A 16,811-nucleotide genomic window follows, 5' to 3' on the forward strand; every position below is an offset into this window, starting at 1 on the left:
GGACTTTCTTTATGGATTATCAGCTCGATCTCAACTGGCCCGATTTTATTCAGCGTTACTGGCAAAAGCGCCCGGTAGTGCTGAAGCGTGGCTTTAAGAATTTTATCGATCCCATTTCGCCGGATGAACTGGCGGGCTTAGCCATGGAAAATGAGGTCGACAGTCGGCTGGTCAGCCAGCCAAACGGAAAATGGCAGGTCAGCCATGGTCCGTTTGAAAGCTACGATCACCTGGGCGAAAACAACTGGTCACTGCTGGTTCAGGCGGTCAATCACTGGCATGAGCCCTCTGCCGCACTGATGCGCCCTTTCCGCTTTCTGCCGGACTGGCGCATTGACGATCTGATGATCTCGTTCTCCGTGCCCGGCGGCGGCGTGGGTCCGCATTTCGATCAGTACGATGTGTTTATTATTCAGGGCACCGGCCGCCGCCGCTGGCGCGTCGGGGAAAAAGTGCCGATGAAACAGCACTGCCCGCATCCTGACCTGCTGCAGGTCGAGCCGTTTGACGCCATTATCGATGAAGAAATGGAACCGGGCGATATTCTCTATATTCCGCCGGGTTTCCCGCATGAAGGCTACTCCCTCGAAAATGCGTTGAACTACTCTGTAGGATTCCGCGCGCCCAGCGGACGTGAACTCATCAGCGGCTTCGCCGATTATGCGCTGGCCAATGAGCTGGGCAGCCTGCGTTATACCGATCCCGATGTGCCTTCGCGCGACTGCCCGTCGCTGATTTTGCCTGAAGAAGTGGAAGGCTTACGCAAGGTGATGCTGGATGTGGTGAATCAGCCTGCACACTTTGAGCAGTGGCTGGGCGAATTTATTTCACAATCACGCCACGAACTTGACATTGCGCCACCGGAACCGCCTTATCAGCCCGATGAAATCTATGATGCGCTGCAACAGGGCGATGTATTGTCTCGTCTGGGTGGATTACGTGTCCTGACGCTGGGCAATGCGATTTATATCAACGGCGAGCGCGTCGAATGCGCCGATCCGCGCGTGATGTCCGTGCTGGCACATCGTGATGAAATCACCCTGGATGATCTGGGAGAGGCTCTTGACGATCCGGCCGTGCTGGCGCAGATTGCCGGGCTGATTAACGCGGGTTACTGGTATTTCGGCGCTGAATAAACCGCCGGAGAAGTGGTGTTCCCATCCGTTTACGCCGTCTCCTCGCCCGGCCCGGACGAGGAGACGTTGTTTTAACCTTTCTTCTGACCGGCCAGTTCTGCCAGGCGAACGATGACGTCGACTGACTGCGCCATGATGTTCAGCGAGGCAAACTCGTGCTTGCCGTGGTAGTTATAGCCCCCGGTAAACAGGTTTGGACAGGGCAATCCTTTCCATGACAGGGACGAACCGTCCGTACCGCCGCGAATCGGTTTCACCACCGGCTCGATGCCGCAGTCGCGCATCGCCTGCAAGGCCAGATCGATAATGTGCGGGAAAGGTTCGACTTTTTCGCGCATATTGCGGTAGCTGTTGCTGATCTCTACCGTAATACCACAGCCGGGATGCAGGTCTTTATTGATCTCATCCGCAATTTGCTGCAGTGTGCGTTTGCGTTGTTCAAACGCCTCGGTATCAAAATCACGAATGATGTAGTGCAGCTCAGCGTGCTCAACCGTGCCTTTCATCTGGTGCAGATGAAAGAAGCCCTCATAACCGTCTGTCCATTCCGGCTTCTCTTTCGCAGGCAACGCTGCACTGAAACGCGTCGCCAGCTCCAGCGCATTGACCATGACATTTTTCGCAGACCCGGGATGAACATTGTTGCCCACGACTTTCACCAGCGCCGAGGCCGCATTGAAGTTTTCGTATTCGAATTCGCCCAGATCGCTGCCGTCGACGGTATAGGCCCAGTCAGCCGCAAAGCCTTCAACATCGAAATGCGACGTGCCCCGCCCAATCTCTTCGTCTGGGGTAAAGGCAACGCGAATGGCACCGTGCGGAATATCGCCTTCCGCCAGTCTGGCCATGGCCGTCATGATCTCGGCAATGCCCGCTTTATCATCCGCGCCCAGCAGGGTTTTGCCATCGGTGGTGATCAGGGTGTGACCGATAAGCTTATGCAACACGGGGAACATGACCGGTGACAGCACTTCATCACCATTGCCCAACGCGATATCGCCGCCCCGGTAGTTTTCGATGATTTGCGGATTAACATGTTTCGCGGTGAAATCTGGTGAGGTATCCATGTGCGAAATAAAGCCCACCACCGGCGTTGGCCAGTCCACATTGGCCGGTAGCGTGCCCATCACACAACAGTGATCTCTCAGGCTGACATCCACAAAACCCAGGGCCAGCAGTTCTTCCTGCAACTGGCGGGCCAGTACCCACTGACCTTCGCTGCTGGGCACCTGACGTGCCTGCGGTTTTGCCTGCGTCTCTACTGCCACATAACGCAAAAAGCGTTCTAATAGTTGCTTCATATGCCATCCTTAAAATTTACCGCCGGTCATTATTGATAAACCGGCAAGACATCGTGTTGCGTCAAATCATTATCGTTCAGGTTAAGGCTGCCGGGACATATTCCGCACGCCAGACAGCATAAAAAAACGGGTAATCGCTGGTTTTTGCGGCGGTTAACGCAATCCTGCGCTGCATCAGCCAGATTCAGAGTCAAAACCGGGGCGCGTTTTTCCCCACTATCGCGGCCCTTTTCTTTGCTGACAGGCTGCCGGGTCAGCAGACAGAAATATTAATAAGGCAAACACGCACAGCCGTTTCGGGCACCTGTAACCTTTGTGATGCCGATATGATGCGCCCCGGGAAGCATCCGGCTGCGCTCAAACATACGGCGGCGGGGTTTAACGCGGCTGAGGATGAGAGGAGGCAGGCAACAGCCGCATGCCGTTCGGAAACCGCACGCAGGCCGTTAACCCGTGCATCAACAGGCGGCCTGACTCCCTGCCGCCGCTGGGCTGCCGTAAACCCTGAGGCCGGCGTGTGGCGCGACCGTCTTACTGCTGAAAGTGTTTTCTTTCAGGTGTGCGGTGGCATCACACACAAGATTATTTGTGCAGCCCGTGCAACAGCTTATGTACGAAGGCGGGAACCACTTCACTTGCGAGCCCGTAGTGACTTTCGGCAAACTCATTGCCCACCTGACTGGGCTCCAGATTCAGTTCCACCGTGTGCGCGCCTTGCAGCTTTGCCTCATGGACAAAGCCCGCCGCGGGATACACGTGGCCTGAGGTGCCGATGGCGATAAACAGATCGGCCTGTTCCAGCGCCTGGTAGATGTCTTCCATACCCAGCGGCATTTCGCCAAACCAGACGACATGGGGGCGCAGGACAGAGGGAAACTGACAGCAGGTACACCGGTCGTTCTCCGTGACGTCTTCCTGCCAGTCGATCACCTGTCCGCTACTGGCACAGCGCACTTTTAACAATTCGCCGTGCATATGCAGCACACGGCTGTTGCCCGCGCGCTCGTGCAAGTTATCGATATTTTGCGTGACAAGGAAAAAGTTGTCGCCCAGCACCTGTTCCAGTTCTGCCAGCGCCAGATGCGCGGCATTGGGCTGGATCTCGGGCTGCTGAAGCTGCTGACGCCGCGCGTTATAAAAGCGCTGCACCAGCGCCGGATCGCGTCGGAAACCTTCTGGCGTGGCGACATCTTCAACCCGATGCTCTTCCCATAATCCGCCTGCGGCACGAAAGGTCCTGATACCGGATTCGGCGGATATCCCTGCCCCCGTTAACACGACGATGCGCGGCAACGGGTGCGCCGCCAGTTCGGCCTGACGATCGCGTTCGAAAATACGCTGGCGAAAGCGCTGATGCACTTTCCTGCGTGTTTTCTTCAGGCGGGCAAGTCGTATACGGCGACGAGGTGTACGCATAAAGTCTCCTGGTGCGGTGAGTAAAACGTCCGCAGGTCAATCAACAAAGTTTGGGCCAGTTGGCCCGACAATCCAAAGAACAGGGCCGACAGCGCAGCATGAACGGCGCTGTCTGGTACGACTACTGTCCACTCAGGACACGCGCCGGATCGATGCGGCTGGCGCGCCGTGCGGGATACCAACTTGCCAGCAGGCTTAGCACAATAGCGGTAATCAGTACTGAAAACACGTCCAGCCAGTGCAATTCAGACGGCAGGAAGTCGATGAAGTAGATATCGCCGGCTAACAAATGGTGACCGGTCAGCGTTTCAAGACCTTTCATCAGCGATGTCAGATTCAGCGCCACCAGTACACCGACCACCACGCCGCTCACGCTGCCCAGCAGGCCTGCCAGCAGGCCGTACCAGATAAAAATTGCCCGAATCAGGCCATCTTTTGCGCCCAGCGTCCGCAGAACGGCGATATCACTGCTCTTGTCTTTAACGGCCATCACCAGTGTCGACACAATGTTGAAACAGGCGACGCCGATCACCAGCACCATGGCCAGGTACATGATGGCGCGAATCATCTGGATATCGCGGTACATATAACCGTAGGTGCCAATCCAGCTTTTGATATACACGTAAGCGTGCGTCACTTCACCCGCCGCGCGCACCAGTTTGGCCGCCTGGAAGGGATCGTTCATCTTCAGCGCGATGCCGGTCACGCTGTCACCCATATCCAGATACTGCTGCGCGTCCGCCAGCGGCACCAGAGCCAGGCTATGATCCAGCATTCCGCTCAGCTGCAAAATACCGCTCACCTGCAGGCGAATACGTTTGGGTTGCAGGAGCTTATTCTCACCGTCGTTGTTCGGGATCATGATGGTGATCCAGTCGCCCTGCTTCACGTTGAGCGCCTTTGCGATACCACCACCGAGGATGATTTGTTGTTTCCCTGCCGCAAAGGATGACCAGGCATTGTCGGTGACAAAAGAAGGTAAGGCACTCAGCCGTGGCTCCTGTGCCGGATCCACGCCTTTCACCTGCAACGCTTCCATCTTCGCGCCACTTTCAATCAGGCCGGTAAAGTTGACATAGGGCGCGGCAGCCGCGATGCCAGGCACCTGCTCAATCGGCGCGATCAATGACTGCCAGCGCTGAAAAGGCTGATTAACGGCTTCGATTTCACCGTGCGGGACCACGGCAAGAATGCGTTTATTCAGCTCACGCTCGAAGCCGTTCATGGCGCTCAGGCCAATGATCAGCACCGCAACGCCGAGTGCAATGCCCACGGTGGAAATCACCGAGATCAGCGACACCATGCCGCCGCGACGACGGCCACGGCTAAAACGCAGCCCCAGTAACAGTGATAGCGACGATCCCATCAGACCGCTCCCGCCAGGATAATCTGATCGCTGAGCTGGCCGTCGCGCATTTCCATCTGACGCGTCATGCGTTTTGCCAGATGCAGATCGTGGGTGACCACCAGAAACGCCGTGCCCTGACGCACATTCAGCTCCCCCAGCAGTTCAAAAATGGCATCCGCATTGCGGGCATCCAGGTTACCGGTGGGCTCATCAGCCATGACCAGGCGGGGACGATTCACCAGCGCACGGGCAATCGCCACGCGCTGACGTTCACCACCAGACAGTTCAGACGGACGATGGGCGGCGCGGTGTTCCAGCCCGACGGCGGCCAGCATTTCCCGCGCGCGTGCCTGGGCTTCGCCTTTAGCGGTTTTGCCAATCAGCAGTGGCATCGCGACGTTTTCCAGCGCGCTAAAGTCGGGCAGCAGGTGGTGAAACTGGTAGATAAAGCCCAGTTCGCGGTTACGCAGTTCGGCCTTATCAGAAGAAGACATGCTGTTCAGCGAACGTCCGTCAAACACCACATCGCCCGCAGTGGGCGTATCCAGCCCGCCCAGCAGGTGCAGCAGGGTACTTTTTCCTGATCCTGAACTGCCGACAATCGCCATCAGTTCACCAGGTTGCACATCAAAATTCACGTTGCGCAGTACGTCGGTCTGTACGCTGCCTTCCTGATAGCGTTTGCACAGGTCGCGGCACTGCAACAAAGGAGAGTTACTCATAGCGTAAAGCCTCAGCGGGTTGTACGGCGGCAGCGCGCCATGAAGGGTAAAGCGTAGAAAGCAGCGCAATCACCATTGCGCTGAAGGCGATAGTCACCACCTGCCACAGATTAATATCCACAGGCAGCGCGGCACCGTCCAAAAACAGGCCAATGACCGGCATCAGGTTATTAAGCTGGCTGGCTAACAGGAGGCCAAGCAGCGCCCCGAGCAACGTGCCAATAATCCCGGCACTGGCACCCTGCACCATAAAAACGGCGACAATCTGACGGCGGGTTAATCCCTGGGTTTGCAGAATGGCCACTTCACCTTGCTTCTCCATGATCAGCAGGCCCAGCGAGGTGATGATATTGAAGGCCGCAACGGCAATGATCAGGCTCAGCAGCAGCCCCATCATGTTTTTCTCCATACGCACGGCCTGGAATAAATCCCCTTTGCGTTCGCGCCAGTCTTTCCAGACCATGCCCGCGGGCAGAGCCTGTTGGCTCACGCTGTCAACCTCAAGCGGCTTATCCAGCCACAGACGCCAGCCGGTAATATTGCCCGCGGGATAGCGCATAATGCGCGACGCATCCTGCTGGTTAACCAGAATCTGATAGCCATCAACTTCGCTGTTAGCCGCATACGTGCCCGCCACGGTAAACAGGCGCTGGCTCGGCACGCGCCCCATGGGCGTGAACTGGCTGACGGACGGCACCATCAGGCGGATCTGATCACCCCGTTTCACGCCCAGCTGCGAGGCCAGTTGTTCGCCCAGGATGACGTTATACTGACCGGGCTGTAACACGCTTTGCGGCGTGTTAACGAGAAAAGGCGTCAGGGGATCCTTTTCGTCCGGCTGGATCCCCAGCATCACCCCGACTGAGACGTTGTGTGCACTTTGCAGCACCACATTACCGGTGGTCAGCGGCGCGATGCGGTCAACGCCGTTGAGCTTGAGTGCAGAGGCAGGGAATTGCTGCGGATTGATGCTGCCCGTGTTGCTGGTGATCAGCGCCTGTGGCATCAGGCCCAGGATGTTGCCCTCAAGCTCGCGCTCGAAACCGTTCATCACAGACAGCACAGTAATCATGGCCAGCACGCCAAGCGTGATACCAATGGTGGAGAGCCAGGAGACAAAGCGACCGAAACGATCCGCTGCTCTTCCGCGCATGTAGCGCAGACCGATAAATAGCGCGACAGGTTGATACATGGTATCCAATGTGCAGTTGCTGGAAAATAAGTAGAGAGAATGATAAAGGAGCTGTGCACTTTATGAAACCTCTAACCCTCTGAGTCTGCTGCAAAGTTGTATCAGAATAGGTTAGCAGACGGTTTGATGCACAGGATTACGCCACAAAGATGATGTTTATCGTACGATCATTCACGCCCCACATCGGTATACTTATTCGGGTAAAGCGGTGACGGCTATGACCGTGACTCTGATGTACCCGATTCACTTTCCTGCGAGCCCTGTTCGCAAAAAAGATTTACACACAGCAACCCTTCTGCATCGCCTGCATCAGGCGAAGCGGCAGAAAAAATCTGCCGCAGAGGTGATCCCCATGGCGTATTATGGAATGATGACGCCCTGGTAAAAATGGAGCAACCTCGAGATCACATGTCCGAACCGACTCGCTATACCCTGCCCGTGAAATCAGGCGACCAACGCCTGCTCGGTCAGCTGACTGGCGCTGCGCACGCGGTTGAGTGTGCCAGCATCACTGAGCGCCATGCAGGTCCGGTGTTAATGATTACACCCGATACGCAAACCGCCCTGCGTCTGCTGGACGAGATTCGTCAGTTTACCGATTTACCTGTTACCCACCTTGCGGACTGGGAAACGCTGCCTTATGACAGCTTCTCACCCCACCAAGATATTATCTCGGCACGTCTGTCCACCCTGTATCAGTTGCCCACGCTGCAACGCGGCATGCTGATTATGCCGGTCAACACGCTGATGCAGCGTGTTTGTCCTCACAGCTACCTGCACGGTCATGCGCTGGTGATGCAGCAGGGCCAGAAACTGTCACGCGACCGCCTGCGCGACCAGCTTGAACAGGCCGGCTATCGCCATGTCGATCAGGTGATGGAGCACGGCGAGTACGCCACACGCGGCGCCCTGCTCGATCTGTTCCCGATGGGCAGTGATCAGCCCTACCGTATTGATTTTTTTGATGACGAGATCGACAGCCTGCGCCTGTTTGATGTCGACAGCCAGCGAACGCTGGAAGCCGTTCCCGCCATTAATTTGCTGCCGGCCCATGAATTTCCCAGCGATAAAACAGCCATTGAACTGTTCCGTAGCCGCTGGCGTGAAAACTTTGATGTGCGCCGTGAGGCAGAGCATATTTATCAGCAGGTGAGCAAAGGCACCCTGCCGGCCGGTATTGAATACTGGCAACCGCTGTTCTTCGACCAGCCGTTACCGTCGCTGTTTAGCTATCTGCCTGACAATACGTTGATCGTGAACTGTGGCGATCTGGAAGGCAGTGCCGAGCGCTTCTGGCAGGATGCGAATGCGCGTTACGAAAACCGCCGTGTCGATCCCATGCGCCCGCTGCTGGAGCCGACCACGCTGTGGCTGCGCCCGGATGCCTTAATGGGGGAACTCAAAGCCTGGCCGCGTATCCGTATGACCCATGAGGTGCTGCCGGCCAGGGCCGCCAATACCAACCTGGGCTATGAATCCCTGCCCGATCTGTCCGTTCAGGCGCAGGCGAAAGCGCCGCTGGATCATTTACGTCAGTTCCTGGAACAGTTTACCGGCGACGTGGTGTTTTCTGTGGAAAGCGAAGGCCGCCGTGAAAGCCTGCAGGAGTTGCTGGCGCGCATTAAAGTACGGCCGAAACCCATTCGTCATCTGCGCGAGGCCCGTGAGGCACAGTATGGTCTGATGATCGGTGCCAGCGAGCGTGGCTTTGTGGATACACAGGGGAAGCTGGCTTTCATCTGTGAAAGCGATTTGCTGGGCGAACGCATCAGCCGCCGCCGCCAGGATACGCGCCGCACCATTAATCCAGACATCCTGATTCGCAACCTGGCGGAACTGCATCCGGGCCAGCCTGTGGTGCACCTTGAACACGGCGTCGGGCGCTACATCGGCCTGACCACGCTGGAAGCCGGCGGCATTCAGGCAGAGTATTTGATGCTCTCCTATGCCAATGACGCCAAGTTGTACGTCCCGGTTTCCTCCCTGCATCTTATCAGTCGTTATGCCGGCGGTGCCGACGAAAATGCACCGCTGCATAAACTGGGCAGCGATGCCTGGTCGCGCGCGCGGCAGAAAGCGGCGGAGAAAGTGCGCGACGTGGCCGCTGAACTGCTGGATATCTATGCTCAGCGTGCCGCCAAGGCCGGGTTTGCCTTCAAACATGACCGTGAGCAGTATCAACTGTTCTGCGAAAGTTTTCCGTTTGAAACTACACCCGATCAAACCCAGGCCATCAATGCCGTGTTAAGTGACATGTGCCAGCCGCTGGCCATGGATCGTCTGGTGTGCGGTGATGTGGGCTTTGGTAAAACCGAAGTCGCCATGCGCGCGGCCTTCCTGGCGGTGGAGAACAACAAGCAGGTGGCGGTGCTGGTTCCCACCACCCTGCTGGCTCAGCAGCATTACGATAATTTCCGTGACCGCTTCGCTAACTGGCCGGTGCGCATCGAAATGCTGTCACGCTTCCGCAGCGCCAAAGAGCAGAATCAGATTTTGCAGGAGGCCAGCGAAGGCAAAATTGATGTGCTGATTGGCACTCACAAGCTGTTGATGAGCGACATTAAGTGGCACGATCTGGGCTTACTGATCGTCGATGAAGAACACCGCTTTGGCGTGCGTCACAAAGAGCGCATCAAGGCGATGCGCGCCGATGTGGATATCCTTACGCTGACCGCCACGCCGATTCCCCGTACGCTGAATATGGCCATGAGCGGGATGCGCGACCTGTCCATCATTGCCACGCCACCCGCGCGTCGTCTGGCGGTAAAAACCTTTGTACGGGAATACGACGACTTAGTGATTCGCGAAGCCATTTTGCGCGAAATTTTGCGCGGTGGTCAGGTCTATTACCTGTATAACGATGTCGAAAATATCGAGAAAGCCTCGCAGCGGCTGGCGGAACTGGTGCCGGAAGCGCGCATTGCCATTGGTCACGGACAGATGCGCGAACGCGATCTGGAACGGGTGATGAATGACTTCCATCATCAGCGTTTCAATGTTCTGGTATGTACCACCATCATCGAAACCGGCATTGATATTCCGACGGCGAATACCATCATTATCGAACGGGCCGATCACTTCGGGCTGGCACAGCTACATCAGTTGCGTGGTCGCGTGGGCCGGTCGCACCATCAGGCTTATGCCTGGCTGCTGACCCCACATCCCAAAGCCATGACGACCGACGCGCAAAAACGTCTGGAAGCCATCGCCTCCCTGGAAGATCTGGGGGCAGGCTTTGCGCTGGCTACGCACGATCTCGAAATTCGGGGTGCCGGTGAACTGCTGGGTGAAGAGCAAAGTGGTCAGATGGAAACCCTGGGCTTCTCGCTGTACATGGAACTGCTGGAAAATGCGGTCGATGCATTGAAAGCCGGTCGCGAGCCTTCGCTGGAAGATCTCACCAGTAATCAGACCGAAGTAGAACTGCGCATGCCTGCCCTGCTGCCGGAAGACTTTATTCCGGACGTGAATACCCGTTTATCGCTGTATAAACGCGTAGCCAGTGCCGAAACGGAAGAGGAGTTGCAGGAGCTGAAGGTGGAAATGATCGATCGCTTCGGTCTGTTACCCGATCCAGCGCGTAATCTGCTGGACATCGCCGTGCTGCGCATGAAAGCGCGAGCGGTGGGCGTGCGCAAAATTGAAGCCAGCGACAAAGGCGGTTATTTTGATTTTGCTCCGCAGAACAGTGTCGATCCGGCCTGGCTGATTGGTCTGCTGCAGAAAGATGCAAAGCAGTGGAAACTGGAAGGTCCGACACGGTTACGCTTTACCCGTGAGCTGACGGAACGAAAGGTGCGCATGGACTGGGTGCAGTCATTTATGAACCAGTTACTGGAAAATCAGGTCGCGTCTTAACCGTGCTCATCGTTTTGCATTCATGCAGCTGACAAGCCGCCTTACGGCGGCTTTTTATATGGTTTGCTGAGAAGTGCGTATCATGCGCCTGTTTCCGCTGCCACGCTTTTCATCAGGAGCGTGCATTCATGCCGTGGTGTCAGACAGGCTTTTTATGCGGATCACGCGGTGACTGACGTCGGCCAATCAACAGCGCGCCAAGGCAGGCACAGGACGTGACCAGCATCAGGGGCGTCAGCGCATAGGTAAAACTCCCCGTGCTGGTGCGAATTAAGCCGATTAGCCAGGTGCCCACAAACACGCCCAGATTATTAAGGGCATTGATTTGCCCGATGACCACAGCCGCCGCGCTGGCGGGGATCATCTCGGTTGCCATCGCCCAGAACGGGCCCTTAATCATCGACGCTGCGGTAATGGTCAGGCATAGCACCATCAGCATCGGCCAGAGATGGGTAACATACATGCTGGCCGCAAGACCGGTCGCTCCCAGCAATAACGGAAAAGCGGTGTGCAGACGACGCTCGCCTGTCTGGTCAGAGTGACGTCCCCACAGATACATCGCCAGGCTCGCCACCGCGAACGGAATGGCATTGACTAAGCCAATCTGAATAACGCTCAGGTTAAAGGTTTTAATGATTTGAGGTTGCCATAATGCCAGACCATTGGTAACGGCGGTTCCGCCCAGATAAATAAGCGTCAGCAGCAGCACGCGCGGACTGAACAACGTGGCGAACAGGCTGACGCGCGGGGTTGTCGGGGCGGTACTTTTCTGCTCTTCCGCCATCGTATGGCGTAACCAGCTGCTTTCCTGCGGGCTCAGCCATTTAGCCTCCAGAGGCTGCCTCGGCAACATCAGAAAAGTCAGGAATCCCAGCGCGACAGCCGGCGCACCTTCAAGGATAAATAACCAATGCCAGCCACGCAGGTTCATCAGGCCATCGAAATTAAGCAGTGCGGCGGACAGCGGTGAACCCAGCACGCTGGACACCGGCAGCGCCATCATCAGGATGGCCACCATTTGTCCACGATAACGTTTGGGAAAACAAAGCGTAAAGTAATAAATGACGCCCGGGAAAAAGCCGGCTTCCGCGATCCCCAGTAAAAACCGGAGAAGATAAAAAGATACCGGGCCCTGCGCCATTGACATGCCCGCCGCCAGCAATCCCCATGCAATCATGACGGCAGACAGCCAGCGGGTTGCGCCCACTTTTGTCATCACCATATTGCAGGGCACGGCGAAAAGGCAGTAGGCAAAGAAAAACAGCCCTGCACCCAGGCCGTATGCGGCAGCGGATAAGCCGATGTCGCCATTCATTTGTAATGCCGCAAAGCCGACGTTGACGCGGTCCAGGGACGCCAGAAAATAGCCTACCGTAAACAGCGGCATCAGCCGCCATGCCATCTTGCGCACTGTGCTGTGCTCGACTGAGGTGTTATCACGCATTGAACTGTTCCCTTTTACTTTTGCACCGAAGCAAACCGGTTTTGTTATCAACGGTTAGCCTGCTTTCTCAATGCATTTGATAAGAAAGAGTAATTAAGCGTAATGCTCTTTCCCTGACTGTGCACTTTGTTCTAAATATGTAAAAATCCAGCAAGTAATGTGTTACAAAAACTGTCCTGACGTGACTGTCTGTGAATCGCGTGAATGAAAATGTCAGCCTGACGCCGCCGCTTTAACGCAGTCATATTTACCGGGCAGCCGGGATCTGATGCATAAGGTCAGCCATGCACGGCGAGCAGCCTGGAAGAGGCTATCGTTCGGTTGCGCGCTTTAGCGTTCGGATAAGCAAAAAAAAGCGCATCCGGAGATGCGCTTATCATTTTTGTTATGTGTGCTGTGTGACCGCAGTGCGGCAAGCTTTGCCCTTAAGCCTTGTCGCCGTTCAGGATCAATTGTCCGTTACGGTCAACCGGAATACGCGTACCCGGATCGTTTTCCATACGGATTTTACCCTGCTGGTCGCCGATCTTGTAGGTTACGTCATAACCCAGCATCTTTTCTTGTTTGTCGTATACGGTTCTGCAACGCTGTTCAGACGTCGTATAGGTATCACGATCCTGCAGGCTGCCCTGAACCTGGTTACCGGCATAACCGCCTGCCAGCGCACCGGCTACCGTTGCGACATCGCGTCCGCGACCGCCGCCAAACTGATGACCCAGCACACCGCCCGCTACCGCACCCAGTACTGAACCGGCGATACGGTTTTCATCCTGAACCGGACGACGATGCGTCAGCGTCACGTTACGACATTCCTGACGCGGTTGTTTGATAGATTCTTTTATTGGTGTTGCTGACAGCACCTGTGCGTATTGAGGACCGCGGTCAAACACGTTAATGCTTGCTACGGCGGCAACACCCAGTGCCGCTGCCACGCCAATACCGATACCCGCTAACATTGATTTATTCACAGGAAGTTCCTCCTGAAAGTGTTACCGCGCATTCCTGCCGCTGGATATCCCTCACAGCACTGGCAGAACCGGCGTGCGCGACTCGCCGTTTGGTTGAGATAAGTTTTACAGATGTAAAGCTTTTGCAATATCGGAATTTGGGAAGAAAATCGCGCCAACAGTGGTACTACCACGTTTTCGGAGAGTTCTGAACAGAAATGACAGCGTAAAATCGTGCGCGGGTTTCGCCACCGGAACAGCACCGGTGGCGAAGTCAGACGAATCCGCCCCGTACTCTTAGTGCAGTTTCAGCCGGGGGCGAATCACCCGGTTCAGGCTCCCCACCACCATCATCAGGCCAGTTTTGATATAGCCATGCAGGGCGACCTGATGCATGCGGTACAGGGAGATATAGACAACACGGGCGATGCGCCCTTCAATCATCATAGAGCCGCGCATCAGGTTGCCCATCAGGCTTCCCACCGTACTAAAGCGCGACAGCGACACCAGCGAGCCGTGGTCTTTATAGACGTAGGCTTTCAACGGCTTGCCCCGGTACTGTAGCAGGATGTTATCCAGCGCACAGGACGCCATCTGATGAGCTGACTGCGCACGCGGTGGCACGAATCCGCCACCCGGCAAGGCACAGGAGGCACAGTCGCCGATAGCGTAGATATCCTCATCCAGCGTGGTTTGCAGCGTGTCTTTGACCACCAGCTGATTAATGCGATTCGTTTCCAGTCCACCGATGCCTTTCATAAAATCAGGCGCTTTGATGCCCGCTGCCCAGACCATTAAATCGGCTTCGATAAATTCGCCGCTCTTCGTGTGCAGGCCCTGCTTATCTGCGCTGGTGACCATCGTTTGTGTCAGCACGCGAACACCCAGCTTTGACAGTTCCTGATGGGCCGCAGCCGAAATACGCGGTGGTAAGGCTGGCAGGATACGTTCGCCCGCTTCCACCAGCGTTACGTTCAGCGCTTCACTGTCGAGCGCCTTATAGCCATAGCTGTGCAGTTGCTTCACGGCATTATGCAGCTCCGCCGACAGCTCAACGCCTGTTGCTCCGCCCCCGACGATGGCGATATTGACCTTCTCCAGCGCCCCTTCACTGGCCGAGAATTTCAGGAACAGGTTGAGCATTTCGTTATGGAAACGGCGAGCCTGGTGCGGGTTATCGAGAAAAATGCAGTGATCTTTGACGCCCGGCGTCCCAAAGTCGTTTGAGGTACTGCCCAGCGCCATCACCAGCGTGTCGTAGGCCAGTTCGCGCTCGGGCACTAATACGTCCCCCTGCGCATTGACCACTTCGGCCAGCTGAATCACTTTCTTTTCGCGGTTAATGTTAGTGAGCGAACCCAGCTGGAACTGGAAACCGTGATTACGGGCATGCGCCAGATAACTCAGCGCATCAATCCCTTCGTCCATCGATCCGGTAGCGACTTCATGCAGCAGCGGCTTCCACAAGTGACTGTGGTTGCGATCGACCAGAATAATCTCGGCTTTCTTTTTACGCCCCAGCTTGTGGCCCAGTTGCGTGGCCATTTCCAGCCCGCCGGCACCGCCGCCAACAATAACAATTTTCTTAACAGATGCAGTCAACAAGGACCCCCTCAAATTGTGAACCAAAAGTTAATCAATGGTTAAATTAAACCTTAATAAACATAGGGTTGGCGACATAACATCGCTATCTGAAGGCAGAATACCATGACGGCCCCGGATGGGCCTCAGAAAATTGATGTACATCAAATTTAGCAGACTGTTCCTGGCATAGAGCCCGGCATCGTGCGGTTGCCGCGTTGTGTTAAACGGTGGTTTTGAAGGCGTTGATTCGCTGGAGATGGGGCGAGAGATTCCTGAACTTATGGCTTTCGCTTTCGTCCCAGATAAGGGGGTAATAAGGCTGGAGCAGCGTCGCGGTGCGCTGGCTGTCAAGCGCCTCATCATGACGCGCTAAAATGGTCAGGCAGCGGTCACGATTACGCTCGCGAAAATCGCTGACGCACTTGGTGGCTATATCCAGGTACTCTTCAGGACGATCAATCCTGCCTTCCATGGTCTCGAAGGGAAAGAGGTTGGGGTTAAACAGGACCTGACGGATACCGCATAAAAAACCAATACGCTCGGACCAGTAGCCTCCTAAGCCGACCCCGCAGATCAGCGGACGGGGATCATCACTGAGGCCCAGCATTTTATCCGTTTCTTTCAGCAGAAATTGCATGTCATGTTTAGGATGACGGGTGCTGTAACTGATGAGTCTGACATCAGGATCGATAAACTGCAGTTGCAACACTTTTTCGTGGTTGCCCGGGCTCGTCGCGTCAAAACCGTGCAGATAAATAATCATGTTTATCCTCTATGGCTGTCGCGCCGGGCAACCTGATGGCTATAACGCGGCTTTATGTGCCAGCCAGCGCGCCTGTAGCGCACTGAGCTGCTGCGCATTGTCTTTCCAGCGGCGACTCGCTTTCAGGCTCTCCCGGCTCAGGATTCCACGATGATACAACTGCATGACAGGCTCCGCTTCGATCAGGGTCAAATTATCTATGACACTGACGGCGCCCTTGCGATCGTTACAAACCAGAACCATGTCACAACCGGCAGACAGTGACTGCTGCGCACGCTCCGCATAGCTGCCCATCACGGCGGCACCTTCCATGGAGAGATCGTCAGAGAAAATCACGCCCTTAAAGCCCAGTTCCTGGCGTAACACCGTTTTCAGCCAGTAGGGTGATCCGCTGGCAGGAAGCGGGTCCGCTTCGCTGTAGATCACATGGGCAGGCATAATGGCATCCAGCGCCTGTTCATGAATCAGCGTACGAAAAATGGCCATATCGTGCTCGCGCACCTCGGCTTCACGGCGATTGTCGCGCGGGGTTTCTTTATGGGAATCTGCGCTGACCGCACCATGACCGGGGAAATGCTTACCGGTCGTCTTCATTCCCGCCTCATGCATACCGGCAATAAAGCGGCGCGCTATCGCGAGGGCGATCTGCGGATCCGCGTGAAATGACCGGTCGCCAATGGCCGCACTGATGTGGCCGATATCCAGCACCGGCGCAAAGCTGATGTCGATATCCATCGCTATCATTTCGGCGGCCATCTGCCAGCCTGCCTGCTGGGCCAACTCCCCTGCCGTGCTCATATCGTGGAGCGCAGCAAATGACTGCATCGCCGGTAGTGTGGTGAAGCCGTCACGAAAACGCTGTACCCGACCACCTTCCTGATCGACGGCCACAACCAGACGAGTGTGCGACGCGGCGCGGATCTGACGGACGAGCTCGGCCAGTTGCGCCGGATCGTGGTAATTGCGGGCAAAAAGAATCACGCCCCCCACCAGCGGATGGCGCAGTATGTCGCGCTCTTCGGCATCCAGCTCGAAACGCTCAACGTCCAGCATGAGTGGGCCGGGAAAACGTGTTGTCATAACCTGTATCCTGTCTCTCT

General features: G+C 56.0%; 12 protein-coding genes. 2 read left to right on the forward strand and 10 right to left on the reverse strand.

What is annotated here, in order from left to right; all coding sequences use genetic code 11:
* Positions 1-11: 11 nt before the first annotated feature.
* Complete coding sequence (locus C1N59_RS12785; protein WP_394549670.1) at positions 12-1,136, forward strand: ribosomal protein uL16 3-hydroxylase; 1,125 nt, start codon at positions 12-14, stop codon at positions 1,134-1,136.
* 71 nt (positions 1,137-1,207) lie between these two features.
* Here the strand turns inward: C1N59_RS12785 and pepT are convergent, their stop codons facing one another.
* The 5 genes from pepT to lolC all read right to left on the reverse strand — a co-directional run bounded on the left by pepT (position 1,208) and on the right by lolC (position 7,115).
* Entirely contained in the window at positions 1,208-2,437 is a 1,230-nt protein-coding gene (gene pepT / locus C1N59_RS12790) for a peptidase T (RefSeq protein ID WP_394549671.1), read from the reverse strand.
* A 582-nt stretch (positions 2,438-3,019) separates the two neighbouring features.
* Complete coding sequence (gene cobB / locus C1N59_RS12795) at positions 3,020-3,853, reverse strand: Sir2 family NAD+-dependent deacetylase (RefSeq protein WP_394549673.1); 834 nt, start codon at positions 3,851-3,853, stop codon at positions 3,020-3,022.
* 121 nt (positions 3,854-3,974) lie between these two features.
* Entirely contained in the window at positions 3,975-5,219 is a 1,245-nt protein-coding gene (gene lolE, locus C1N59_RS12800; RefSeq protein ID WP_033737541.1) for a lipoprotein-releasing ABC transporter permease subunit LolE, read from the reverse strand.
* Positions 5,219-5,923 carry a lipoprotein-releasing ABC transporter ATP-binding protein LolD gene (lolD, locus tag C1N59_RS12805; protein WP_033737542.1) on the reverse strand — a complete coding sequence of 235 codons (705 nt, stop codon included), beginning with the start codon at positions 5,921-5,923 and terminating at the stop codon, positions 5,219-5,221. The genes lolE and lolD overlap by 1 nt, the downstream gene beginning before the upstream one ends.
* Positions 5,916-7,115: a lipoprotein-releasing ABC transporter permease subunit LolC gene (gene lolC / locus C1N59_RS12810; RefSeq protein WP_394550854.1), complete on the reverse strand. Its 1,200-nt coding sequence runs from the start codon at positions 7,113-7,115 to the stop codon at positions 5,916-5,918. Before lolC ends, lolD begins: the two co-directional genes overlap by 8 nt.
* A 408-nt stretch (positions 7,116-7,523) precedes the next feature.
* On the opposite strand from lolC, the gene mfd reads away from it, so the two are divergent.
* Positions 7,524-10,973 carry a transcription-repair coupling factor gene (gene mfd / locus C1N59_RS12815; protein WP_058701382.1) on the forward strand — a complete coding sequence of 1,150 codons (3,450 nt, stop codon included), beginning with the start codon at positions 7,524-7,526 and terminating at the stop codon, positions 10,971-10,973.
* A 139-nt stretch (positions 10,974-11,112) separates the two neighbouring features.
* Here the strand turns inward: mfd and C1N59_RS12820 are convergent, their stop codons facing one another.
* The 5 genes from C1N59_RS12820 to nagZ all read right to left on the reverse strand — a co-directional run bounded on the left by C1N59_RS12820 (position 11,113) and on the right by nagZ (position 16,791).
* Positions 11,113-12,417 carry an MFS transporter gene (locus C1N59_RS12820; protein WP_058708492.1) on the reverse strand — a complete coding sequence of 435 codons (1,305 nt, stop codon included), beginning with the start codon at positions 12,415-12,417 and terminating at the stop codon, positions 11,113-11,115.
* Between the two features lie 425 nt (positions 12,418-12,842).
* A complete protein-coding gene (locus C1N59_RS12825; RefSeq protein WP_394549675.1) occupies positions 12,843-13,385 on the reverse strand; it encodes a glycine zipper 2TM domain-containing protein in 543 nt (180 codons plus the stop codon).
* 276 nt (positions 13,386-13,661) lie between these two features.
* Positions 13,662-14,966 carry an NAD(P)/FAD-dependent oxidoreductase gene (locus tag C1N59_RS12830; RefSeq protein WP_033737546.1) on the reverse strand — a complete coding sequence of 435 codons (1,305 nt, stop codon included), beginning with the start codon at positions 14,964-14,966 and terminating at the stop codon, positions 13,662-13,664.
* 202 nt (positions 14,967-15,168) lie between these two features.
* Positions 15,169-15,711, reverse strand: coding sequence for an alpha/beta hydrolase YcfP (gene ycfP, locus C1N59_RS12835; protein ID WP_006118847.1), 543 nt, complete (start codon positions 15,709-15,711; stop codon positions 15,169-15,171).
* A gap of 39 nt (positions 15,712-15,750) precedes the next feature.
* Complete coding sequence (gene nagZ / locus C1N59_RS12840) at positions 15,751-16,791, reverse strand: beta-N-acetylhexosaminidase (RefSeq protein ID WP_394549677.1); 1,041 nt, start codon at positions 16,789-16,791, stop codon at positions 15,751-15,753.
* Positions 16,792-16,811 lie beyond the last annotated feature (20 nt).

Source organism: Pantoea sp. SGAir0183 (assembly GCF_043545505.1).